Raw genomic sequence first — 23197 nt, forward strand, 5'->3', positions numbered from 1 at the left:
CGCTTTGGAGGGGGCGTGCATGAAACATAGCACGAATATGCTGATCGTTGGTGCCGGGTTCTCGGGGCTGGTCATGGCAATCGAGGCGCGCAAACGCGGGATCAGCGATATCGCCATCCTTGAGAAAGCGGGCGATATCGGCGGCACATGGCGCGAAAACACCTATCCCGGCGTGGCATGCGACATCCCTTCGCATCTGTATTCAATGGCCACGCATCTGAACCCGAACTGGAGCCGCGCCTATGCTGGTGGGGCCGAGATTCAGGCGTATCTGCAAAAGGTCTGCCGGGATGAGGGCCTGTACGATCTGTGTCATTTCCACCAGCAACTAAAATCCGCGCGCTGGGACGGCGAAAGATGGCAGGTGGAAACCGAAGACGGGCGGCACTGGACTGCGCGCTTTCTGGTCTCGGCTATTGGGGCTTTGCACCTGCCTGACGTGCCCGACATACCGGGTGCCGACAGCTTCCCCGGCCCCGCGTTCCATTCGGCCGAGTGGGATCACGACGTGGTTCTTGCGGGCAAGCGCATCGCAGTGGTCGGCACCGGCGCATCGGCCGTTCAGTTTGTGCCCGAAATTGCGAAAACGGCGGCTCAAGTCACCATCTTTCAACGGACAGCGCCCTATGTCCTGCCACGCCCAGACGGGCCAATCGCGCCCTGGGTGCGCACACTCTATAACCTCATCCCGCTTCTGCCCCGGATACGGCGCAAGCTGGTCTACATGATATTTGAATACCGCCACCGGGTGTTTCGCGGCGAGGAACGGATGGTCAACTTTGCCATGAAGATGTGGCGCAACGGGCTGGATAAAGCGATCACCGACCCTGTGCAACGCGAACGCCTGACCCCGGATTACAGGATCGGATGCAAACGTATCCTCAGTTCGAATGACTGGTACACAGCCCTCGCGCGGGACAACGTGACGGTCATTCCACACGGGGTGGCGACGATCGAAGGAGATCAGATCATCGCGACGGATGGCAGCCGTGTTCAGGCCGACGTACTGATCTGGGGCACTGGTTTTCATGTGACTGACGTGGTCGAGCGTTTGGACATCACCGGAACCGATGGCGTGACCCTGCGCGACGTCTGGGCCGAAGGTATGCAGGCCAATCTGGGCACCGCCATTGCAGGCCTTCCGAACTTCTTTATCCTGTTGGGACCGCATACCGGATTAGGTCATAACTCGGTCGTGCTGATGATCGAAGCGCAGGTTCGTCATATCGGTCGGGTGCTGGATCAGATGCAGCGCGACAGCTTGCACGCCATCACACCTGACGCTGCGAAACAGGCGGCTTTTACGCAGGAAATGCGGGACCGCCACTCAGACAGTGTCTGGCAGGCGGGGGGCTGTACATCGTGGTACCAGGATGCCCAGGGCCGCAACACAACGCTTTGGCCCGGCACTGTATCCGAGTATGAAAAGCGCATGGCCCAATCCGGGCTAGAGCAATATCACCCTGCCCCACCCCAAGGCGGAGACCGTTGAAATGACCACCCTTCTGACCATCGCCTTGCTGATTGCCGCGTTTCTTATCGGTATGAACTTGTGGACTCGAAACTTGACCCGTGAGGGCCAAAAACGGGTTCCACGGCTTGGGAATATCACACCCGTGAATGGCGGCCGCATTCACTACGTGGAAAAGGGCGATCCGTCGAAACAAACCCTTGTCATGATCCACGGCCTAACCGGGCAGTTGCAGCATTTCACCTATGCCTTGGTCGACATGCTGGCCGATGACTATCACGTCATCGCCGTCGACCGACCCGGCTGTGGTTATTCAACCCGCGACAGGGCCGATCTGGGCCGCCTGCCTGAACAAGCGCGCATGATACAAGAGTTTCTGGACAGCAAGGACATCACCGACGCCATCCTTGTCGGCCATTCCTTAGGGGGCGCGGTCTCGCTGGCCATGGCGCTGGACCATCCTGAAAAGATCAAGGCCCTCGCCCTGCTGGCCCCCCTGACACAAGTATTGGCCTCGACACCTCGGGTCTTCAAACCTTTGGAAATCCGCACAGAATGGCTGCGGAGCCTGATCGGCAACACAATCGCCGTTCCACTGGCCGCCAAAACCGCGCCACATACTCTGGACATCGTTTTCGCCCCTGATCCTGCGCCTGCGGATTTTCTGGACCGCGCTGGCGGCGCACTTGGGCTGCGCCCTTCGGCATTCGTCACCGGATCGCAGGATGTTGTGGGGATCGATGACAGCATAACGGCGCAGGTCGCGCGCTATGGTGAACTGTCCGTACCCGGAAGCATTCTATACGGCACACAAGACGCGATCCTTTCGCCCAAGGCGCACGGCGATCCCATGACTCAATTCGGCCTGACAACCGAGTGGATTGATGGGGCTGGTCATATGATCCTGATCACTGCGCCGGACACCTGCGCCGCATTCATCCGCCGGGTCGCGGAAACTCCGCATGCCAAGCCCGAGACGGTGACCGAGACGGTTTGAGCGGAGAGAAAAAGAATCCGGCTTGGTCCGTGTTTTCCCTCTTGACCCGCCTCAGCCCCTCGCTTAAATCGCCTCTCACTCATGGCGGAGTAGCTCAGTTGGTTAGAGCAGCGGAATCATAATCCGCGTGTCGGGGGTTCAAGTCCCTCCTCCGCTACCATCAAACCCACGCAACGCATTGTAAAAAATCGAATTTCATCTTGCATGCGCCCTGATACCCAACATTTTACCCAACAAATTGTTTTTGATGCCGCGTGTCCTGCGAAGTTAATGGGGTTCAGGTTCCTGACTCTGCCCAGCGCCTATGTCTGCCACATAGAGTGACTGGCCGAATGTCAGGTTTTGTCAGGTTCCACCCGCCCTCAGATTGAGGATGAGCACTTTCCCTTATCGACAACCGGCAGAAAGTGGCAGAAAGCCCGTTACATCCCGTGAAATCGGAATGAGCCCCACGTCGTCATAGCCAAAGCGCGTATGCAGCACTGCCGATGGGGAGAGCAAGATACCAGCCCCAAAGATATAACTGGGCATGTTGCTCAAGACGAGAGGTGGACTTCTCAAGGTCCCTAGCAGTCTGTGAAATTTTGCCGGCGTATTGGCGCATGTCTCTAATCGGGCGCTGGTCGGCGTCTCTAAGCAAGTTTTCTTGTAACTCGATGTAATCTTCAATTCGCAGCGCAAGATGCTCCAGTCTAGAAACTGGTTCACTTGCGTCGTCATCTATATCGCCTTTCGGCACAACTTTGCCCGGGTGGTTCCATGCCGCGAAACTCTTTACGTCGCCGTACCAGGAAAGAAGGTGGTTCAAACTAAGAAACACGAGAAGAAAATTGGTCACATATTCAATTTTCGCCACCACTATGAACGATTTTATTCCGAAGAAGCCGCATAACTTCTAGGCATCTCACTTACTCTGGGTGAGGCGAAAAGGCGGGCGAGGTGTTCCAATATTTTTCGGATCCGGCGACTTCATTTATGTAGATGTATACGGAAACAAGATAGAGGCGCACGAGATGTTGTTGCCAGTAGTCCAAATACCCCTTTGGTTCGTTTCCAACGCTGTATTCACGGCCAGCGCTGGAAAACATCAGTGTCTCTAGCTCTGTAATGTGTGAAACATGACGTTTGCTGTCTTCTGAAAAAGGCAAGGCAAATTCTCCTAAGCCGAGCAGTGAATAAAACCATTGTTATTGCTCCAACAATGAAATGCAGAGCAGAGATTTGGCAAACTGGGCTCATGGCCGTAAGTTCTCTGAATCGCAAAGACCGCCCATTTATGAGGCGGTCTCTTGGGTGTCTCTACCCAGGGTCGTTTCAGATATTCACGTGCCCAAACAGTCTGTCCGCGTCCTCTCGGATCAGCCGATGGTGATTGCCATCAACAACGCCATCTGACCGCGCCGATATCCGGCCCTTGATGGCGAGGTCTTTGAAGTCCTGTGATGGTATCTCCATTATCTTGTTTTTAAGCGCCATGAACTCATCGCACAAAGGTTCAACGCACTCTTTGTAATGATCCTCCTCCAATCCGTAGCGGTCGGGGTGGTCGTCCGCCTTCAGCCGCGCAGCAAGAGAATTGTTTTCGTCAATCGCGTTACCGTAGCGGTTCCCAAGCTCTGCCCACTCTGGGTAGACCTTAGCTTGGTTGCTGAAATACACGAAGCCATGCAAAGAACACCGTATACCTCGAAACGTGATAAGGAGCGTCTTGCAATTTTGTTTGCTCCATATTTGTAGTTTCTACGCGCGCCTAGGCAGTTCAGTCCGGCAGGTAATTCAGGCGCACCCGACTAATAGCCTGGTAAACCTCCATCATAGCTTCCATCGCGGTCTCAACCTTGGCCGCGATTTCTGGATTGGCTTCCACCCATGGATGTTCGCCAACGTGTGAACCGTAGCAGTCCATAAGAACATACGCGGTGTGGAGTGCTTCGTGTGCTGAATAGTCGCTCACTTTAGGTCTCCTCAAAAAAAAATTGGCCCGGATATCACGCCTCGCTGCTTGCAGCCAAATGAATTTCGTCATTGTGACCTAAATCACTGACGACCCCCAATGCCGGTGACACTGAATTCATAGATGAGTTCGCGCTGATGTTGAGTTTAGAGCGTTTTTTTCATTATCTTCCCTGTTGACTGGGCGCGCTTGAAGTTGGCGCGCCCAATTTTGAGACCTGGCTTTAACTTGCCGCATCTATTAAGGCGGCTGTGTCGTAATACTCGAAAAACTCAATCATTTTTCCGTCGCGAAATTTGGTGACGTCAACTTTGCGCGTATCTGCAATCTTTCTAGTAGCTTTGTTGGTCCAAGCAGTACTTCCCACAGCAATGACAAAGTCCCCCTCCGCTATATAGTGATCGACCGTATAGTGTATCATTTCCCACTCATTGGTTAGGTCCCTGAGATAACCATGCATCTCCTTTTTGTTGTTTCGTGGAGCGGTGAAACGAACCGGAGCAGCGCCTTGGGCGAGCGATCCGAAAGATATGTTTTCTGAGGAGATGTCCAACCAGTGTTGAACGCTGCCGCCTTTGGTTTCATGCCATAGCTGATACGCTTCGCTAAGAATTGCTTTGTTGTTTTGTTCGGTCGCCATATTAATCTCTCCTGTTCAAATCCAGTTGACTTGGTTGGGCGCAAAGCCACGGTGCGCACCTGTGTTTCCAAATATCATCGCAGTAATTCTTGCAGTTGGACGCGCCCATTATACACGGGCGTCAACTGCCTTTGACCCGACCGCACCAGAATGCCCTATGTGGTTATGGTATCCATTTCAAAAAGGTGACTAATTTAGCCTGCTCAGAGGCCGGAAGCTTCTTCAACTCATCCAACACCACACCCTTGTCATGTTCGGTGCCCCTGATGGTGTCTCTGGCTTCCTGTGTGACGCCCTCAGCGCGCGCGATGGCCTCGTTTACCCGGCGCTTAGACATTCCAGTGGCGTCACTGGTGGCCGAAGCAAAACCCTGCCTTGGGTCCGATGTGGGCGGGTTCCGCCCACTTTGCTTTCGTGCTTCCCAAAGCTCTTTGCGTTTGGCGATATGTTCTGACTGTTGAGTAATCGTCAGCTCGGACCGCATCAGGTTTTCGTCAAGCGCTTTCAAAAATCTAAATTCTCTTCGAGGAAGTCGAGCACGTCTCGTTGAGCTCGCTCGAACTCCAATAATCCGTGTTCGCCAGCCAAATCACTATCCTTGTACACAATGGACTTACTTCCATTTTGGGAACTCAAAAACTCTGAGCAGTCTCCTTCACTCCACTTGTTTTGATACCAAGGGTCTCGCGCGCCGACGAGGGTTAGAACGGGTTCACTTTCCGGCGCATTAACCCCTCGGGCTTCCGAAAAAGGTGTATGACATGTCCAGCCTTCTGCGACCCTGGCCTTCACACGCTGTTGTTCATTTTGGGCTTCGAAGCCTACAGCGGCTACGGCACCTTCGCTGAACCCCATCAGGACAATGTTGCTGTCGTCGACAATGGAAAGTTGCCGGGCCATTTCGATGGCATAACCCGCATCGTTTCGGCGCAATACCAAAGTGCCCCGGAACAAGCTGCCTTCGAGAGTTTCCACATTGCAGGACCGGGGGTATGTTTCCCGCGCTAGACTGGCCGGTGCAATTACCAGATAACCGGCGTCGGACAAAAACTTTATTCGTCTGTGAGTGCCCGGCCAAATTCCGCTACAACCGTGCAAGTAGATGATTGTTGGTAGCCTTCGTTGGGTGCCGGTATTCTGCCTCCGTAGGTCATCAGTTGTCACCTGTTTGGATTGGCCGTCTCCGACTGGAACTCGAACGATGGCGGCTCGCCATGTTCGTTCCAACTCGTTCGGATCATCCCAATCCATCCAAGAGAGATCCGCAGGGGCTGAGAACACTTTCGAACTATTGTGTAGGCCGTGATCCTGTGAATAAGCAGGAGCTGACAGCACCACTGCCACAAAACCCGCAATCAATCCTCCAATGATTGTGGCTCTGTTACCCTGACTTGACGGCAATTGCGCGCCCTCCGTTAGATATTCGCAGGCCTGAATAGCAAACCGGGGCCGTGCACCCAGCTTTCCCTGCCACCTATATTATCAGGGCCGGGGCAGGGATGTGCAAAAACTCAAAATCAGCCGGATATCCCTGCTACATTTGCTACAAGGGATATTCGCCACCGTGTCGCAAAACCGGGGTCGCACAGCACGATTCTGCCAGCGGCTAAAAGTGGAGAAAATCTCCATTTACTCAGAGTACGTGCATTTGCAGGCGATACACGGAAATTCATCGCCAAGGCAGCTTTGGCTAGGCTTGCTTTCCCAAGTTCCTTGGCCTTCGCATGCAACCGCCAAGTCAAAGCAATCCTCGATACCGACACAGGCCAGCCAAATCGAAAACACGCCCGACTGTGGGCAGGTCCCGGTGTCTTTGTCAGCAAAGCAAAGCGACATCGGTTCTGCGCTAGACGGTAAGTTAGTGCTACCGACGACATCGCCCTTTGCATCCGCGATGCACAGTTGCTGTATGAGTTTTTTTGTAGTGACGAAGGTCAACAATAGGGAGCAGAATGTCCTCTTCGCCGACAAAGCTGCCGCTCACCGCGAATTGCGCTTAGGCAATTTGGGAGCGGCTTACAGGCGCTCAAGAAAGATATGCAGTTTGCGAAACCTGACCAGCAGGGCATAGTCGAGGCCAATGTTGTTTCCATTTAGTACTCGAGGAACAATTCCTACAATGTCCGAACAGCCCAACATTCTAACTCGAAGCGTTGCGTCGATTGGGCTGTCTGTTCGCTCCAAATTGCTAATCGCGTTTTTAGGAATAACGTGCTTGCTTGTTGGGCTCGCGCTCTTTGGCCTGAACTCTCTACAACAAGCCAACAACAGCACCAAATCTATAATCCGAAACCAGGAACGCATCGAATATTTCAACCAAATCCACGCGTATGTCGGAGACCTCATCGTCCTGACGATAGGCCATTACATACCCCAATCAGTCGTTGGCCGTGGTCAAGGAACCTTCTTCAGCATTCCCGTAGATGACCGGGTTGACGACCTTCTGCTATTCGTGAACAGAGGTGTGCGGAATTTTGGCCAACCTGGTATGCCAGATGCTGAACTCATTGCGCGTTTGCAAGCGGGTCTCGAAAATGTCGCGCCCTATGCTGCAGAGACGCAACGCTTGCGCGAGGACGAAGGCAAACTGGTCGCTGCACCCTACGCTATGGAAAACCTCCTTGAGCCGCTGAGTGCGATCCAAAGAGACGTTTACACCGTTGTACAAAAAATCGAATGGGAAATGAAGGCAAGCGCTAGGTCGACGGCCCAAGCCTTCTTGGCTTCTCGTCAGAATGTCCTTACCGCTGCGCTTATGGCCGTGGGCATGGCGTTGCTTCTTGGATATTCCCTTTCTTCATCGCTGATTAGGCCAGTCCGGCGTATAGGTCAGGCTCTCGGTATTGTTGCTAGTGGGAACTTTGACGCGCGCGTCGCTGTCCCCAATCGCGACGAACTCGGTGAACTTGCTAACAATGTAAACCTCACCAGCGAGCGACTGGGAAATCTCTACGGTAAAGTGGAGGCTCAACGAGTAGAGTTAGAAGCTGAACATGCTAGGTCTGAAGCGCTATTGTATAGCTTACTGCCTGAAGACATCGCAGCGCGGCTGAAAGTGGAACCCAACGGCACAATCGCAGATAAACTGCCGCAGGTAGCTATATTGTTCGCTGACATTGTGGACTTCACCCCAAGGGCCGCAAAGCTTCCGCCGGTAGAGGTAGTTGCCTTTCTGAACAAGATATTCAGTGCATTTGATTCACTTGCTGAAAAGCACGGTTTGGAGAAAGTCAAAACGATTGGAGATGCATATATGGTGGCGGCAGGAATGCCGAACCCTTGCAACGATCCCATGCGCCGGGTCGCCGAGATGGCCTTGGATATGCAAAGAACTGTAGCCCAGATGTCGCTCGACTTCGCCGAAGGACTACAAATACGCATCGGGCTGGACGCAGGACCTGTGGTTGCAGGCGTTATAGGCAACAGAAAACCGTTCTACGACGTCTGGGGAGACACGGTTAATTCGGCCTCAAGGATGGAAAGCAACGGCGAGCCCGGTCGTATTCAGGTGACGTCGGAGGTTATGCAAGAGCTTGTTGATGAATATGAGTTCGAGCTACGAGGAACTGTCGCAGTCAAGGGAATGGGCGAGGTGGAGACGTGGTGGTTGAATGGAAAACTAATGGCAGGTTAGGGCTCGCAGCAGACATTCCAAAGTTCACACTCGGGATCGCTTGGTATGGCTCATTCGCGCATCGAAGCAGCCATACCGGACTCGCAAAGAAAACCCCGTCGCTTGCGTCGGAACTCAGCGGTTTGCCTTGATTTAGCATTAGACTAATTACCCGATAGCCTCCCCGGAAATAGCGAGTGTACCCAAGTTGTCTAACCGGGTGCACTTGGACCACGCTGCCGCCAACAACCGGAGCTGCCTGTCATATCAACATTGAAGTGATGGGTGGAGCGAGGGGCTGGACGAGGGGGTAAAGCCAGCCCCTCAATCTCGGGGTTTCCCGGAGTTGTGTGTGGTATCTCCGTTAATTCAAACTTACCAAAACAACTCTGGCCTCGAAATTGGGGGTTTCCCGTATGAGGCGGAACTAATTTCCCAAACACATTTCAAACATGTGCTGCAGATATCAAGCCCGTGCGGCGCGTCTCAAGGAGGTTAGTGATTTCTACGAGGGGGCACGAGTAGGGCGCGCCGCGCTTTTAGGAAAAAATGATGAACAACATCAGCCAAATTGAAACCCAGGAAAAAGCAGCAGTTAGCGCAAAGAAATAGTTTAACATCAGACCCCACAAACTTACAAAATTACTGACTACTAAAACACCGTCTCCGAAACAGAGGAGACGGGCAGCTTAAACGATAGAATTTAAACAAATTGGGAATGCGCTGTTCAGCTTCGGTTAACGGTGTCCCGTCGTTTTGGCGCCGGTTGTTATTCACAGAACTTCTTAAGAAACTGCATCAAGCGTGTGGGCACTGTGACGCAAAGCAACGGGTCCAACGTCTTCATTGCCAGCCAGGTGCAGACTGAGATGACGACAACCGCGGGGCCATTGTTCTGGGTTGAGGCCGATGGTGAACGCGACAGCTATGATGTCGGTGAAGGCGAGATGACGACGAACAGCGGTGGCCTGCGTTATGGCGCAAATTTGCCTTTGGGTGAGGTCGCCGGCGGACAAGTGTTTGGCGGCCTAGAGTTCGATATCAGCAGCCTGTCATCGAACATCGGCACCAGCTTGGCCAGCGCCAATATCTCGGCCGATGCGTATGATGTAACACTTAGCTCGACTTGGGTTGCGGACAGTCTGTTCTATATCAACGGGCAGCTGCGCTATGGGTATTTCGACGGCAACATACGTCCGGCCGGAGGGGGCACCGTGGATACCGACGGTGGCGGGTATGAGATATCTGTTGAAATTGGCAAGCTGATCACGCTGCTGAACGAATTGACGCTCACTCCACAAGTGCAGATCATGTACAGCGATATCGACATGAACGATGTCCCAGATCGGGCCGGTATTGGTCAGATCGGATCCTTGATGGACGGTGATACGTTGACGGCCCGGGTCGGGCTCCGTGCAGAACGGGATTTCGCAAACAATTCAATGCTCTATGGTGAAATCGACTTTTATCATACATTCAACAATGAAACCTCAATTGTGTTCGGTCAAAATACAGTGTTCGCCGAGCGAGGTCAGAACACGGCGGCCCTGACCATCGGTGGCATTGCCCCCCTGTCAGATCACGCGCAGCTTTATGCTGAGATCACCAGTGAAACCGGTTTAGGAAGCAGCTCGGGCGATTACGCCTTCGACTGGAACTTCGGCTTCGAGTTTCAATTTTAAATCCTGTTGAATCTGATTTGAACCGATATGCGGATCAGGCTTCATCTTGATGTCTTTTCTCAAAACCTTGACATGCCATCGCAATAAATCTGAGCCGCCGATTGCCAAATTGGTTTCACACACAGCGTATCGAATACGCTCATTCGAAAGGAGCTAACAAATGAAAAAAGTGATGATTACAATCGCTACGGCGTTCGCGCTTGCTATGAGTGCCGGAACATCCATGGCCGGCCCGTCGATTGCTCACGGAAAACGCGGGCACGCACACGATGTTCGCTCATCTGTCTTGCAGGCGCGTGACCACGTTGATTCAAAATCCAAAAACCACCAAACCACTGAAAGATCAGGCCCAGGCTATGGTATGACATCACAACCAGCGGTTTCCGGAGATTGTCAAGATGCATGCAGTGACGCCTATTCATAAACATGCCGAACCATTGGGGGCGATTGCTTAAGGCCGTTTTTTTAGCCAATAAGCATCCTAACCAGCACGAACACTGCCCGGAGATTGCCCCGTCCAGGTCTTGTAGGCATTGGTGAACGCAGCCTGATCAGAGTACCCGAGCGCAAATGCAATCTCAGATAGGCTCAGTTTGGGGTCATCAAGATACTGCTCTGCCAGCCTGTGGCGCGTATCCTGTAGCAAATGCTTGTAGGTTGTGCCTTCTTTAGTAAGTTTGCGCCCAAGTGTGCTGATACTCATCCCGAGTGTCTTCGCAATGTCATCTTGTGTCGGTGCACTAAAAGACAGTCGAGAAGTTATTTCGCCTTGCACCAAAGAACTTGTTTCACCGATTTCCGGCGGCAAATCCTTCATCAGATTTTGCACGTGTGTTTCAAGGTGCAACAGCAATGCAGGATCTGTATCCTTGATCGGAATATCCATCACCGCCCTATCAAACAAGATACCTGGAACGCGTTGACGATGCTTGGCTTTGACTGACAGAACTTCGCCTATTTGAGTTTGTTTTTCTTCGGTCAATTCATGTGGAAACCGCAACTCAAGGACCGGCAGGGGTGTCTCGGCCGCAATTTGTAAACTGGTCAAAAGAGCTGAAATTCGAAACTCATTATGAGCGCCGTCAGCACGCATCAACTTGGCGACGGAATCTATCTCTAAAAACATACCATGCTCTTCTTCATAGAATGACAGCTTGGCAAAGCCTCGCGCCAAACGGGCGTAAGTCACAGCTTTCTCAATTGCTTCGCCAACGGTCGGCGAGTTCAAAACGACATAGCTGAGAAGTGTTGTCTTTCTGGGATTGAATGTTTTTCCCGCTGAGATCGCAAACAGGGGGTCCGCGGTCTCTTCAATGGCGAGTTCCAGAAGCCGTAGCTCATTTCGTACATCGACAAAATTCGGCGGGGCTTCGTGAATGTCCACGGGCAGGTTTGCCGATCTCAGAAGCGCAACAATATCAGATCCACGGTTTTCCAGAAGCTTGGCTATGTGGTGGACGCCAAATCCTGGTACATTCCAAACATGGCTATCAGAGTTCATTTCATTCGTTTTCATGCTGACCTGCTGCCTGAGACTGAGGAGCCCAAATTAGCTGGGTCTTTTTCTGTCAAAGACAACAATAAACAGGGTGCAAAAACCATGCCAAGCGACATCAGGGTAACTTGATGAAAATTATCAAAAACCTGAGCTTCTCTCACAATACCCAAAGCTGTCGCGTTCCTAGGTTGAAGATGTAATCGCAAGATAGGGAGATCACAAAATGGAACGTTTCGACACACTCAAAAAGCTCATTGTCGCACCAGCTCTGGAAATCGCATTGACGGCAGGATCGGCCATGGCCGGGCCGCGTCACCACTTTGGCGGCGCTGATTGTCTCGGTGGTGCAATGTCAGATCACATTGCGAGCCGTCCCGATGCATATCACTTGGCTGATCACGAGTTTCAATTCGGTCATTCGGAACTCGGCGCAACCCGCGAAGTTTATCCGCCTATCAACAAGGACGTAATGGCAAAATATATCTATAGCCCAACAGAGGTCGCTTATTTTAAGCAGTTGCTCAGCCAGCGGTAGGCGGTGTGCTCAATTGACCCAACTGATTGAAATAGCGGGATGAATTGCGCCGGAGTCGACGACGAAAACTCCATAGATATCGACTCGGGCGCGTGGACAAGCCGTAAACATCACCATTCGACTGGTCCAAGTTGATTGCGAGTGCACCTTTGCCGTTAGTCCATCGGGATGGTGATTTCATGCGCCGGTCACCTGGTTACCTCACAGTTGAGCCTTCCCAACTGAACTGGTCCACGCGGGTTACGGAAATTAACCTGAACCAGCCATTCGGCGATTTGGGTCGAATGTCTGGTTCGTCCGCGATCCGTGCATGCGTTCAGACTTTGCAATGGGCCGAGCCTGCTTTCGAAGACGTCAACTTTTGGCGGCTAATCGCGATAAATTACCCGTTGCATGAAACTGAATTGATGAAAGAATGCTTCAACCAAGACGGTTTGCGCATTCTTGCGGCATCGCCGACGTTCTGAGCACGGATCTGGAATCGCCCTGTCTTGTGAACAGTCAAAAGGCGCGGATGCGCAGGGGGGAGATTTTGACAAGAGTTCTGTTGGTAGAAGACAATGAAATGAACAGCGATATGCTGTCGCGTCGGATGGAGCGTAAAGGGTTCCAGGTTTTCATCGCGAAGGATGGGCTGGAAGGTGTATCCATGGCTGGTGAAGTAAATCCAGATATCATTCTGATGGATATGAGCCTGCCCGGCATAGATGGATGGGAAGCAACGCGACGCATCAAAGCAGCGCCAGAAACAACTTCAATCCCAGTGGTCGCGCTGACCGCGCATGCGATGGCCAGCGACCGGGAAAAGGCACTGGAGGCAGGTTGCGATGACTTTGATACCAAGCCTGTGGACCTTGGTCGCTTGCTTGAAATAATGGAAAAACTGCTGTCGGCATCTTAAAGAAAAATCGACTATCAGGATTTCCGCCCAGTGATAAAAAATGTTTTCGCCTGCCCTTTGCCCTTTATCCTTACGTCCATAGGGTCCGATAGGTCAAAGCAATGCGTAACCCGTCTGGCGGTTTCCTCCGAGACCTGAATGCGGCCTGGTGCGCCTGATGATTCAAGGCGGCTGGCGAAATTTACGGTATCCCCCCAAACGTCGTAGAGAAACCGGTGCGACCCGATTATTCCGGCAACTACAGGTCCGCTGTGAATGCCAATTCGAATGTGCAGGGGATAATCAAACTCATGGTTCAGCGCCTCGACCTGAGACACCATCTGATGCGCCATTTCAACGATCACTTTGGCATGGTCGTCCCGGTAATCAGGCACACCGGCGGCAACCATATATGCGTCTCCAATCGTCTTGATTTTTTCTACCTCAAGTTCTGACGCAGTCTTGTCAAACCCGGAAAAGACTCGGTTCAGATAGTGAACGACTTGTGCTGGCGGCAAATTCGCCGACATCTCGGTAAAACCAACGATGTCGGAAAACAGAACCGTGACATCGTCGTGGCGGTCAGCGATTGTCGTCTCTCCCTCATTTAACCGCGCCACGATCTTTTGCGGCAGAATACTATGTAACAGGTCTTTGTAATTCTGTTTCTCTATTTCCATCTGCGAAAGGTAGTGCCTTTCCCGTGCTCGCCACTGATTTTTCTCAAGCGCGGCGCGAATACGGGCTTGCAACAAGATCGGGTTGAACGGTTTTGGAAGGTAATCCTCGGCTCCGACCTCGATACAACGCGCGACCCCCTCGATCTCATCAAGTGCCGAAATCATGATGACCGGGATGTCGCGTAAGTCTTCGCTTTCTTTCAATCGCCTCAGAACGTCGTACCCATTGATGTCCGGCATCATGAGATCAAGTAAAACCAAATCAAAGGCCTGCTGAGACATTTTTTGCAGGGCTGAATATCCCCCGTCTGCGGTTCGGACTGCGTGCCCCTCCCGCTCGAGCCGCCGAGCCAGCAACGCTCGGTTGGCTTCGACATCGTCGACGACAAGTATGGTTCCGGTCAACACTGCGGTTTTCGCTATCGGGTCAATTGAGCGCAGGCTTTGAACAAGATTTGCGAACATCTCAGCACTCTGCGATCCCTCGTGAGAAGTGAAGCTATTTGCGCTCGAATTGTCGGGCAAGGACGCCAATATATCGATCTGCTTCAAAAGAGCATTCGTATGCTCCAACAGCCCCAGCAAATCGGCCTCCAGATGACGGGCATTCATATCCTCCAGATCCTCAAGCAGCATCTCGCCGTAACCCCTGATGGCGTTCATTGGCGTTCGCAGGTCGTGGCGAAGCCGTTTTGCACCTTCGTCGCCGTCACCGGTCAGTTTCACCGCCATGTCGGGATGCAAGAGCTGATCTACATACACGCTTAATTCAGTCGCAGCCTGTGAAATCCGTTTCAAATCCGTCGCTGCTTCATTCAGGTTCAGGCGACCGGCTTCGCCTTCAAGCAATTCGCAAAGCCCGACTATGGCGCTGACCGGCGAGATCAGGTTCTGACGCAGATTTGCCAGCCACACGACCTGAGCTTGCTGGGCCCCGGGATCAGGTAAGTCGCTCACAACTTATGCACCCCCGGATCGCGAAGTTGGCAGAATTTCGTTCAACTGGCCAAGAATAGTTTCGATTTCATCCCCATCCTTGCGGATCAATGCCTGAACCGAGCCATTCAGCAGCGCGCGGTCCTCGTTGGACAGAGTTTTGGCGGTCACAATGACAACCGGAACGTTTGTCCATTCCGGCGTCTTTCTCATCCTCGTTAGAAACTCGAACCCGTCCATCTCAGGCATCATGAGATCCAGCAAAATCACGTCTGGTACAGTTTCAGAAAGACGTTGAAGCGCGTCCAGCCCATTGACCGCCTCGTCAATCTGCCAACCTTCCTTGCCAAGAACACGGCAGATCAATTCACGCGTCGCTGCTTCGTCCTCGACGATCAGAACGCGTGGAGTTGGCATGGTGGGGCAATGTTCTTTGAGAGCATTCAGCAACTCGACGGTGTCAATTGGCTTGCCTAGGTATTCGCTGGCCCCCAGTGACAAACCCTTTTTGCGATCTTCTGCGAAAGTCAACATAATCACCGGAATGTCTGCCAGTTCGGGATCATCCTTGAACTTGGACAAAACAGCCCAGCCGTCGATTTCGGGCATAAAGACATCCAGCGTGATAGCATCAGGTCGGTTCGTTCGGGCCAATTCCAACGCTTCTTCGCCATTGGTCGATGCGAGGACCCGATATCCTTCACGAAGCAGCCGTCGACCCAGCAGATCATGCACGGTTGGATCGTCATCCACCAACAATACCAGCGGCGCATTTGGATCGGTGTTCAATTCATTCTCAGAAAGGCCAGGCTGGCGCACGAGATCTTTAGGCGGATCCTGGCAGATGCGCGGCAGACGAATTGAGAAGGTGGACCCTTCGCCAAGGGTGCTGTCGCAATGAATCTCGCCCCCCAGCTGTTCACAGAAGGCCTTGGTGATGGATAACCCCAATCCTGTGCCGCCGTAATTGCGCGTGGTTGAGGAATCAGCCTGAGTGAATGCGTCGAATACCCTGTCGACTTGATCCGGCGACATGCCAATGCCACGATCCGTGACTGCGAATTCCAGTTGATCATTCTGGTTCGACTGAACAACCGATAACGTAATCTTTTCTTTTTCTGTGAATTTGCAAGCATTCGACAACAGGTTCAGCAAAGCCTGCCGCACCTTGGTCAAGTCACAGACCATTTCGCCGATATCTTCCGGGCAAACGATTTCCAGCGTATTGTGATTCTTCTCAGCCAAGGGCTGAACCGTCGAGCTGACGTCCTTGATCATCTGGTAGATATCGAATGACTCCAGATCGAACTCCATCTTACCGGCTTCGATTTTGGAGAGGTCCAATACGTCATTGATCAATGCAAGCAGGTGTTTTCCGGCGGATTGAATCTTTGTCAAATCGCCCAGATTTGCCTCGTCCTTCTGGTCGATGGCTTCTTCCAGCATCAGTTCGCTATATCCGATAATTGCATTCAACGGCGTGCGCAGTTCATGGCTCATATTGGCGAGGAAAGCGCTTTTTGTCTTGTTAGCCGTTTCGGCAATGTCGCGAGCTACACGCAACTCGCTTTCAACGCGTTTTTGCCGCGTAATATCCCGACCGTAGATATTCGCGTAGCCGCCTTCCGGAACCGGCCACAGCAACAGAGAATAGATTTGACCACCAGCCTGATACTTGAAATCTGCCCGTTGATCTTCGTGCAAACCCTTTGCAACCCGCTTGCGCCAACCCGTTCCCACTCTGTCACCAACTTTTAGCTGCAGCGCTTCGATCAATGGAGCGCTTGCCTTATTGGCATAAATCAGTTCGCCCTGATTGGTGATACGCAGCACCGGGTTCGGGTTCTCTTCCGGAATACGCGCCAGTTCTCGTATCCGGTTTTCGGCCTTAAGTTGTTCGTTCAGCGCCTTTGTGTTCGCGAGCGTCAACTTGATACCGTTGATCGCACTCCTTCTGGTTAAAAACGTGAGCTGAGAAATGACCAGAACCGTGCCCAGTATAGTAAGCGTGTTAAAATACCACTCCAGCGGCCCCCACAGAAGCATGGACAGCCAAGTTAGAAAAAGAACTGGGCTTGAGAAGCCCCAAGACACCCTGAACGAAAATGTTGTAGAGCCACCAAATACTCCGATAAATGCGAACAGATACAGAACCATCTGCTCATGCGGTGCCAATACCGGCATCATGAAGAAGTTGAAGCTGCCCCAACCTGTTCCAAGGATCAGTGAGGTGATGAGGATAACCTTCAATCGCCGCTTCGAGATTGATTTGGGTCTTGGCTTGTTACGCAAGGCGTAATAGCTTTTTATCCCCATCACATTCATGATCAGCAACATGACTAAAGATGCGATCGCGGCCAGCGTCAAATTCGAGGGGCCGATCTGCAATATCATCACAGCAAAAGCCATTAAAAATGACAGTGCAAATACAGGGGTCGTCGATGCAACATTCAACGCTTCGTAGATGCGCAACTCACCTTCGTAGTCTTGCTCTTGCATATCTTGCACGCGCTTCTCCCCAAAAGCCGTTCAATTTCAAATCACAAAATCAGGTGCGGCCGCAATCTGGCAAGGATTCTCTACAGTGCACTGTCGATTGTGTTCATTGCGCGTGACCGGACGCCAAGGCCCCTGGCTGTTCATTTTCATCCGAATATTGTTTCTTGGTCATCTATTTCACCTCCTGTGGCCCTGAAAATTTCAATTTGCACGGCGACGCATTGTTTGAGTTCGTGACCATAGGATGACCTTAGTATCGCCCACAAATTGCAATTCGGATACTCGAGACCAAACTTGTCCATCACATCGACAGAATGTTTCAGATCCCGACTGATGCCATCACAAATAACGCCAAGTTTTATGTTCTTGCCCTTTCTCAGCGATGCAGCTCAGCGCCGACAGTGTCTTCAATCACGCGGGTGCAGGCCCAATTGTCGCCACCGGGAAGTTTGGCTTTGCCAGCATGGAAAATCTGCATAGCCGAGGATGCGGTATGCATTGGAACGCCCTGTTCCTCGGCCAGATCCAGCGAGATGGTCAGGTCCTTGTGCATTATCCCGATACCGGACCCGGTGTTTTCGAATTTACGGTCGATAATGTTCTCCAGCGAAGTATTGGTGCATCCGCAGCCCGCGCCAGAGGTCGAACAGACCTCTAACAGGTTTTCATCTTTCACGCCCGCCTTGGCCGCAAGAACTGACTCTTCAAGTGTTGCCGAAAAGATCGAGCCAAACAGGGTCTGCAGGCATGCCTTTACGGTCTGACCCTTCCCAGGCGCGTCACCCACACGGTGAATGGCGGTGGAGACCGTCCAGAGGGAAAATGGCCTCCTTGGTAAAGGCCTATTTACAGAAAAGAAGTTAAGCGGACATTCACAATTGAGCTTTGCAGGTTCTGAAATGCGCAACATCGCTGCGGCTCATCGGTTTTCGTTGATAGTGCCGGTTTGATCCCGGAAGTTGCCTTTGGGCTTGAACGAAAAGGGCGCTATGTATGAGCGCTCGTGATATGTCGATTAGCGGCAGGATTTGAGAAGTTCTAGACACTAAGGCGGCCATTTCTATAGTCGGCGTCTGGACCCAAACGAGCCCACGGTGCCGATGTACATCCCGCGATGTTTAAGGCACACTCATGTCTATATGCTTCAGAGATGCGAACATCGCAAATGATCGACGCAAAACCTCAGCGCCGCCTTGCCGCCATTCTCGCTGCTGACGTGGTGGGCCATTCAAGACTCATGGGCAAGGATGAAGAAGGCACTCTCGCTGCACTGACATCTCATCATGTAGACCTCATCGAACCTTGCATCGCAGAGCATCAGGGCCGTCTAGTGAAGACCACTGGTGATGGTTTGTTAGTCGAGTTCGCGAGTGTCGTGGATGCAGTGCGGTGCGCAGTGGCGGTTCAGGAAGGCATGCGACCCCGAAACGCCGAAATGCCCGAGGACAAGCAGATTCTGTTTTGAATTGGCATCAATCTCGGCGACGTGATCGCGCAAGATGACGACGTCTTCGGCGACGGTGTGAACGTCGCGGCACGACTGGAGGGTTTGGCCGATCCCGGCGGAGTCTGCATTTCGCGAGCGGCTCGCGATCAGGTGCGCGACAAGTTTGACTATCCTCTGCAGGACCTGGGCGAGGTCGAGGTCAAAAACATCTCTCGGCCTGTTTGGGTGTTCAAGGTGCTTTTAGACGGTAGCCCTCCGGCAGCAATCAGCCGTCCTAGTCGAAAGTTGCTTGGGCGCGCATCAGCCGCCCTTGTAATTATCGGTCTACTCATTGGCGGTAGTCTATTGTGGTGGCATCAAGCCGGGCCGACCGATCCAGCCGACGCAATGTTGGCGTTGTCCGACAAACCATCAATCGCTGTCCTTCCCTTTGACAATCTGTCTGCTGACGCGGAGCAGGAGTATTTCTCTGACGGTGTTACAGAGGACATCATTACCGATCTGTCAAAAATATCCGGGCTTTTCGTAATCGCACCGAATTCGGCCTTCACCTATAAAGGACAGGCAATGAATGTTCGTCAGGTCGCCGCGGATCTGGGTGTGCGCTATGTGCTTCAGGGCAGCGTCAGGCGGACCGACGAAAAGATTCGGATCACAACACAGCTCATAGACGCGGCCACCGAAGAGCACCTTTGGGCCGAGCGCTATGATCGCGACGTCACAGACGTGTTCGCGGTTCAATCCGAGGTCGCGCGGCAGGTGGCAAGAGCCCTGTCGGTAACGCTGAAAGCCAACGAGAACGAGAGGCTGTACCAGAAGTACACAACGAACATCGACGCCTACGATGTTTTCTTGCAGGCGCGCCGCACTGTCGATGTGCCAAGCAGGGACAATATCCTGCGCGGCGAGAAACTCTTTGAGCAGGTGATCGAGCTGGACCCAAATTTTGCAGGTGGTTACGCCGGTCTCGCCTTCAACCTCTCGGTGCAGGTGCGTTTCCAATACACTGACACGCCATCAACCCACCTGTTACGGGCACTAGAATTTGCCAGAAAGGCAATTGAACTCGACAGGGATTTTGCGTGGGGGCACATTGCTCTGGGAGGCGTATATGTCGCCAGCGGCGACGCAGATGCAGCCGTCGACGCTGTTTATCAGGCACTTATCCTCGAACCTAACGGCTACGAGGCTAACCTCTTCATGGGTTTCTATCTCCAGTTTGCGGGTGATGCTGCAAGTGCCGTGGACTATCTGTTGATCGCCAAACGTCTTAGTCCCGTGGAGACATACCGGGATGTCTCATTTCTGGCTCTGGCGCAATTCATGAACCGAAACTACGAAGAGGTCGTGCGCCTTTGGACGAAAACATCTATTAGACCGAGGGGGCAGGCTAAAATTTTCTTGGCGGCGACCTATTCGCTGCTTGACAGGCCAGAAGAAGCCGCTGCGCTCGTGGAACAATATTTGGAAACTGATCCCGGTTTCAATCTAACGGAATGGCGGTATCTTGAAACCTGGAAATCCGAGGAAAATCGGACGAGGATGTATGAAGCGGCCAAAGCCGCAGGGGTCCCGGAATTTCCCCGCGAAAACTAGCCTGCGTTTTGTAAAGTGCACGTGTGCTCGACGCAGGATTCCTCGAGTGCCCTTCCAACCAGGTAGATCTGGAATTGTGCCGAGAATTGAACCCAAGCCTGTGAGTCCATTTGGCGGAAAGAACATTTGTCTGCGATTCACTGCCGTTCGACCGGTGCGCAGTATCGGTCAAGTTCGGGCGCAATGTTGTCATTTGACCATTGCCGTCAGCCTTCCATCCGATGTGTTGTAAGGTGGCCGACTACCAAACAACAACAATAACGACACTCTACCCCCCCGCTTTTTGAAGTCGCTTTCCGAAAACCCCGCCTCGCCGCGGTGCAAAGAGTTGGCGAACGGTCACTGGTGTGTCAGGTGCATTGGGTTCTTGTGGGCTTTGCTGAGTTTTGACACGTTCGAATGCCGCCATGGCACCATTATTGGGTGTCAGCTTGTCAGCCAATGCATCCAAAAATTCATCCATTCGGACATTGCTGAAGTGAGTTTCACCAAACTGAATGGACGTCGGATGCACCTTGACCGCTTTGCCAGGATCAAAGCCAAGTTGGTGACCTGTTGTGGTGTAATCGGTGAAAACAGGGCCGACAAACAGCAGCCCATCTGCGGCGTCAACAATTTCCCCGCAGCCCGGCGTGCTGACAGGGCCCCAATATATTCCCATGAAATTTGGGTTTGCTTCAGTCAGGAAACTCTTGGCATTTGGCATCGATGCCTGTGCGTACTCACAGGCGGCGGCAAGACTGCGCAAAGACCGCTCTGCCTGACCTGCCCGCACCTTGCTTCCTGCGACAATCACTGGCCGATCTGCCGAATTCAGGAACTCTGATACTTTTGCTACCGCGGCCGATAGCGTGTTTGGATCGCTGTTTGGCTGTCTTGCAAAACTGCGGGGTACAGGCGCGGAAGTCGCCGCACCAGCGATGTTCGAGGCGATTTCGATATAAACCGGTTTGCGCCGAAGCATTGCTGTGTCTATCGCCCTATCGATTGCGACAGGGGCAAGCGAAGGATGATGGATCGTGACAGCCTCAGCAGTAACACGAGCAAACATCTCGCGCTGGTAGTCATAATCAACCTCTCCAAGTGTATGATGCAGGTATTCCCATTCGGCTTCCGAGTTTGTGTTCGGCCCGCCGGAAATCGCGATCAACGGGAGATCCTCGGCATATGCACCTGCCACTGCATTCAACAGGCTCAATCCTCCGACCGAATAGGTTACGACCACCGCGGACGGACCTCCTGCGGCGCGGGCATACCCGTCTGCCGCATAACCGGCGTTTAGCTCGTTGCAACAACTGACCATTTGCAGATCTCTATTGCTAAGCAACTCATCCAGCAGCACCAAGTTATAGTCACCGGGAACTACAAAATAGTCTTTTATTCCAGCTTCTTGCAGTCTTTTTGCCAAATACGATCCGACGGTCCAGTGCTCAGTCGTCATGCCAATGTTCCAATTCAAGTTGTTTAATGAACTGGGCACATCCTATTTGCGAAAACTGGATCTACAAAATCGAGAGAGTTGAGCACGTTTCCGAAACGGGCGAATTGGAAGCCAAAGACTGTCTCGACCTATGGTGAAACTTCTGGTTTGGGCTTAGTCTCTACTTTCGCAGTTTTTCCCGCCAGTTATCGGTGGCAGCCCAAGGCAGCCGCGCTCACATAGTAAAAATGCAATATGAAGATTCTCAATATTGCTGCGAACGTCGAAGCCATAGTTAAGGAGATCTCCCATGCCCAACACAGCTCTGATCACCGGCGCGTCCTCCGGCATCGGTAGAGAATTTGCGCGTTTGCACGCTAGCAAGGGCGGCGATGTGGTAATTACGGCTCGGCGTGAGGAGGGATTGGCAGCGCTCAAAACCGAATTGGAGACCCAACACCAGGTGGCCGTCACTTTGGTTCCGCTAGATCTCGGCGCAAAAGGCGGGGCGGCAAAGCTTTATGATACGGTGAACAAGATTGGTATTCAGGTCGATGTCCTGATCAATAACGCAGGTTTTGGTGGGCACGGGAAGTTCATCGAGCGCAAACTGGAGGACGATCAGGCGATGATCGATCTCAACGTCGATGTGCTGGTAGCACTCTGCCACATGTTTGGCAGAGACATGGTGGCACGGGGTGGCGGCAAGATCCTAAACGTCTCATCAACGGCTGCGCATATGCCTGGGCCGTTACAAGCCACGTATTTTGCCACAAAGGCCTTCGTTTCCAGCTTCAGTCAAGCACTTGCGGAAGAAATGAAGGACGACCGGGTGACGGTAACAGCGTTGGAACCCGGCTATGTTGAGACGGGCTTTGCCGATACTGCAGATTTGGGCGGAACTGGGCTAGTTGATCAAAAAGGAAAGTCGGCAACTGAAACCGCCAAGATTGGCTATGACGCAATGCTTGAAGGCAAGTTGACCGTGATAAATGAAGGCCGGCTGAGCTTTATGTTAAACTGGGTTTTGCCCCTATTTCCCCAGAAGGCCAAACTTTTGATGATCCGAAAGATGCAAGAGAAGTAGGTCAAGACACGGACATGTCTTTTTTTGATCTAGACAAGGATGTTTTATTTTTCGCGAATCCAGGGACAATCGGGACGCAAAGTTTCAGGTAGTAGTCAGCTTCGCGTGAGCGGCAAATTTTGATAGTTCCCAATGCCAGCAACCGTCGACAGACAAATTTTGCAAAGTCCGCGTTCTGCGCCTTGTTGCCGTTCGTGCTACTCCGTGCTGCAAGCGCAGCGAACGGCAGCTCGGTGGCCACTATTACTTTTTGAAGTTTGAC

The 23197-nt window shown here is 52.5% G+C and carries 22 protein-coding genes, 1 tRNA gene and 1 pseudogene; 12 read left to right on the forward strand and 12 right to left on the reverse strand.

Annotated elements, in window-relative coordinates; translation table 11 throughout:
* Positions 1-19 precede the first annotated feature (19 nt).
* The 3 genes from RUE5091_RS16145 to RUE5091_RS16155 all read left to right on the forward strand — a co-directional run bounded on the left by RUE5091_RS16145 (position 20) and on the right by RUE5091_RS16155 (position 2628).
* Positions 20-1492, forward strand: a complete 1473-nt coding sequence (locus RUE5091_RS16145) for a flavin-containing monooxygenase (protein ID WP_058282967.1) — start codon at positions 20-22, stop codon at positions 1490-1492.
* A gap of 1 nt (position 1493) precedes the next feature.
* A complete protein-coding gene (locus RUE5091_RS16150) occupies positions 1494-2468 on the forward strand; it encodes an alpha/beta fold hydrolase (RefSeq protein WP_058282968.1) in 975 nt (324 codons plus the stop codon).
* A gap of 83 nt (positions 2469-2551) precedes the next feature.
* Positions 2552-2628, forward strand: a tRNA-Met gene (locus RUE5091_RS16155).
* A 297-nt stretch (positions 2629-2925) separates the two neighbouring features.
* On the opposite strand, the gene RUE5091_RS16160 is transcribed toward RUE5091_RS16155, so the two are convergent.
* From RUE5091_RS16160 to RUE5091_RS16190, 7 genes are all read right to left on the reverse strand, one after another.
* The gene (locus RUE5091_RS16160) at positions 2926-3324 is read right to left on the reverse strand and encodes a hypothetical protein (RefSeq protein ID WP_131726326.1); all 399 of its coding nucleotides are present in this window, start codon (positions 3322-3324) and stop codon (positions 2926-2928) included.
* A gap of 52 nt (positions 3325-3376) precedes the next feature.
* The gene (locus tag RUE5091_RS16165; protein WP_058282970.1) at positions 3377-3616 is read right to left on the reverse strand and encodes a hypothetical protein; all 240 of its coding nucleotides are present in this window, start codon (positions 3614-3616) and stop codon (positions 3377-3379) included.
* A gap of 166 nt (positions 3617-3782) precedes the next feature.
* A complete protein-coding gene (locus RUE5091_RS16170; RefSeq protein ID WP_058282971.1) occupies positions 3783-4127 on the reverse strand; it encodes a hypothetical protein in 345 nt (114 codons plus the stop codon).
* 100 nt (positions 4128-4227) lie between these two features.
* Positions 4228-4422 carry a hypothetical protein gene (locus tag RUE5091_RS16175; RefSeq protein ID WP_131726327.1) on the reverse strand — a complete coding sequence of 65 codons (195 nt, stop codon included), beginning with the start codon at positions 4420-4422 and terminating at the stop codon, positions 4228-4230.
* A gap of 223 nt (positions 4423-4645) precedes the next feature.
* Positions 4646-5062, reverse strand: a complete 417-nt coding sequence (locus RUE5091_RS16180) for a nuclear transport factor 2 family protein (RefSeq protein ID WP_058282973.1) — start codon at positions 5060-5062, stop codon at positions 4646-4648.
* A gap of 163 nt (positions 5063-5225) precedes the next feature.
* On the reverse strand, positions 5226-5570 hold the full coding sequence (locus RUE5091_RS16185; RefSeq protein ID WP_058282974.1) for a hypothetical protein: 345 nt from the start codon (positions 5568-5570) through the stop codon (positions 5226-5228).
* Positions 5567-6313, reverse strand: a complete 747-nt coding sequence (locus RUE5091_RS16190) for a dienelactone hydrolase family protein (RefSeq protein ID WP_112297189.1) — start codon at positions 6311-6313, stop codon at positions 5567-5569. Before RUE5091_RS16190 ends, RUE5091_RS16185 begins: the two co-directional genes overlap by 4 nt.
* A gap of 868 nt (positions 6314-7181) precedes the next feature.
* Here RUE5091_RS16190 and RUE5091_RS16195 point away from each other — a divergent pair.
* From RUE5091_RS16195 to RUE5091_RS23115, 3 genes are all read left to right on the forward strand, one after another.
* On the forward strand, positions 7182-8696 hold the full coding sequence (locus RUE5091_RS16195; RefSeq protein ID WP_058282976.1) for an adenylate/guanylate cyclase domain-containing protein: 1515 nt from the start codon (positions 7182-7184) through the stop codon (positions 8694-8696).
* Between the two features lie 848 nt (positions 8697-9544).
* On the forward strand, positions 9545-10357 hold the full coding sequence (locus RUE5091_RS16200) for an autotransporter domain-containing protein (protein WP_082643688.1): 813 nt from the start codon (positions 9545-9547) through the stop codon (positions 10355-10357).
* Positions 10358-10517: 160 nt separating this feature from the next.
* On the forward strand, positions 10518-10781 hold the full coding sequence (locus tag RUE5091_RS23115; RefSeq protein WP_131726328.1) for a hypothetical protein: 264 nt from the start codon (positions 10518-10520) through the stop codon (positions 10779-10781).
* Between the two features lie 57 nt (positions 10782-10838).
* Here RUE5091_RS23115 and RUE5091_RS16210 read toward each other — a convergent pair whose 3' ends face one another.
* Entirely contained in the window at positions 10839-11873 is a 1035-nt protein-coding gene (locus RUE5091_RS16210) for an AraC family transcriptional regulator (protein ID WP_058282979.1), read from the reverse strand.
* Between the two features lie 205 nt (positions 11874-12078).
* On the opposite strand from RUE5091_RS16210, the gene RUE5091_RS16215 reads away from it, so the two are divergent.
* Positions 12079-12390, forward strand: a complete 312-nt coding sequence (locus RUE5091_RS16215) for a hypothetical protein (protein WP_058282980.1) — start codon at positions 12079-12081, stop codon at positions 12388-12390.
* Positions 12391-12922: 532 nt separating this feature from the next.
* Positions 12923-13291, forward strand: a complete 369-nt coding sequence (locus tag RUE5091_RS16225) for a response regulator (protein ID WP_058283012.1) — start codon at positions 12923-12925, stop codon at positions 13289-13291.
* Positions 13292-13305: 14 nt separating this feature from the next.
* On the opposite strand, the gene RUE5091_RS16230 is transcribed toward RUE5091_RS16225, so the two are convergent.
* The 3 genes from RUE5091_RS16230 to RUE5091_RS16240 form a co-directional block, all read right to left on the reverse strand.
* Positions 13306-14907: an adenylate/guanylate cyclase domain-containing protein gene (locus RUE5091_RS16230; RefSeq protein WP_112297190.1), complete on the reverse strand. Its 1602-nt coding sequence runs from the start codon at positions 14905-14907 to the stop codon at positions 13306-13308.
* A gap of 3 nt (positions 14908-14910) precedes the next feature.
* Complete coding sequence (locus tag RUE5091_RS16235) at positions 14911-17385, reverse strand: response regulator (RefSeq protein ID WP_058282982.1); 2475 nt, start codon at positions 17383-17385, stop codon at positions 14911-14913.
* Between the two features lie 376 nt (positions 17386-17761).
* On the reverse strand, positions 17762-18172 hold the full coding sequence (locus RUE5091_RS16240; RefSeq protein ID WP_243470801.1) for an NAD-binding protein: 411 nt from the start codon (positions 18170-18172) through the stop codon (positions 17762-17764).
* A 378-nt stretch (positions 18173-18550) separates the two neighbouring features.
* On the opposite strand from RUE5091_RS16240, the gene RUE5091_RS16245 reads away from it, so the two are divergent.
* The 3 genes and pseudogenes from RUE5091_RS16245 to RUE5091_RS16250 all read left to right on the forward strand — a co-directional run bounded on the left by RUE5091_RS16245 (position 18551) and on the right by RUE5091_RS16250 (position 20428).
* Positions 18551-18850, forward strand: a complete 300-nt coding sequence (locus RUE5091_RS16245; protein WP_058282983.1) for an adenylate/guanylate cyclase domain-containing protein — start codon at positions 18551-18553, stop codon at positions 18848-18850.
* A 6-nt stretch (positions 18851-18856) separates the two neighbouring features.
* Positions 18857-19027, forward strand: a pseudogene (locus tag RUE5091_RS23870) (hypothetical protein); the annotation flags it as partial.
* 30 nt (positions 19028-19057) lie between these two features.
* Positions 19058-20428 carry a hypothetical protein gene (locus tag RUE5091_RS16250; RefSeq protein WP_243470802.1) on the forward strand — a complete coding sequence of 457 codons (1371 nt, stop codon included), beginning with the start codon at positions 19058-19060 and terminating at the stop codon, positions 20426-20428.
* Positions 20429-20696: 268 nt separating this feature from the next.
* On the opposite strand, the gene RUE5091_RS16255 is transcribed toward RUE5091_RS16250, so the two are convergent.
* Positions 20697-21869 carry a thiamine pyrophosphate-binding protein gene (locus RUE5091_RS16255; RefSeq protein WP_082643690.1) on the reverse strand — a complete coding sequence of 391 codons (1173 nt, stop codon included), beginning with the start codon at positions 21867-21869 and terminating at the stop codon, positions 20697-20699.
* A gap of 289 nt (positions 21870-22158) precedes the next feature.
* On the opposite strand from RUE5091_RS16255, the gene RUE5091_RS16260 reads away from it, so the two are divergent.
* Positions 22159-22935, forward strand: a complete 777-nt coding sequence (locus tag RUE5091_RS16260; RefSeq protein WP_058282986.1) for an SDR family NAD(P)-dependent oxidoreductase — start codon at positions 22159-22161, stop codon at positions 22933-22935.
* Positions 22936-23197: the final 262 nt, after the last annotated feature.

Origin of the sequence: Ruegeria denitrificans (assembly GCF_001458295.1) — a bacterium.
GTDB classification, from domain to species: domain Bacteria; phylum Pseudomonadota; class Alphaproteobacteria; order Rhodobacterales; family Rhodobacteraceae; genus Ruegeria; species Ruegeria denitrificans.

Coding starts and splice junctions, on each gene's coding strand:
- RUE5091_RS16145 (WP_058282967.1), top strand. CDS start 20: ATGAAACATAGCACGAATATGCTGATCGTTGGTGCCGGGTTCTCGGGG.
- RUE5091_RS16150 (WP_058282968.1), top strand. CDS start 1,494: ATGACCACCCTTCTGACCATCGCCTTGCTGATTGCCGCGTTTCTTATC.
- RUE5091_RS16180 (WP_058282973.1), bottom strand. CDS start 5,062: ATGGCGACCGAACAAAACAACAAAGCAATTCTTAGCGAAGCGTATCAG.
- RUE5091_RS16190 (WP_112297189.1), bottom strand. CDS start 6,313: ATGGATTGGGATGATCCGAACGAGTTGGAACGAACATGGCGAGCCGCC.
- RUE5091_RS16195 (WP_058282976.1), top strand. CDS start 7,182: ATGTCCGAACAGCCCAACATTCTAACTCGAAGCGTTGCGTCGATTGGG.
- RUE5091_RS16200 (WP_082643688.1), top strand. CDS start 9,545: ATGACGACAACCGCGGGGCCATTGTTCTGGGTTGAGGCCGATGGTGAA.
- RUE5091_RS23115 (WP_131726328.1), top strand. CDS start 10,518: ATGAAAAAAGTGATGATTACAATCGCTACGGCGTTCGCGCTTGCTATG.
- RUE5091_RS16210 (WP_058282979.1), bottom strand. CDS start 11,873: ATGAAAACGAATGAAATGAACTCTGATAGCCATGTTTGGAATGTACCA.
- RUE5091_RS16215 (WP_058282980.1), top strand. CDS start 12,079: ATGGAACGTTTCGACACACTCAAAAAGCTCATTGTCGCACCAGCTCTG.
- RUE5091_RS16235 (WP_058282982.1), bottom strand. CDS start 17,385: ATGCAAGAGCAAGACTACGAAGGTGAGTTGCGCATCTACGAAGCGTTG.
- RUE5091_RS16245 (WP_058282983.1), top strand. CDS start 18,551: ATGATCGACGCAAAACCTCAGCGCCGCCTTGCCGCCATTCTCGCTGCT.
- RUE5091_RS16255 (WP_082643690.1), bottom strand. CDS start 21,869: ATGACGACTGAGCACTGGACCGTCGGATCGTATTTGGCAAAAAGACTG.
- RUE5091_RS16260 (WP_058282986.1), top strand. CDS start 22,159: ATGCCCAACACAGCTCTGATCACCGGCGCGTCCTCCGGCATCGGTAGA.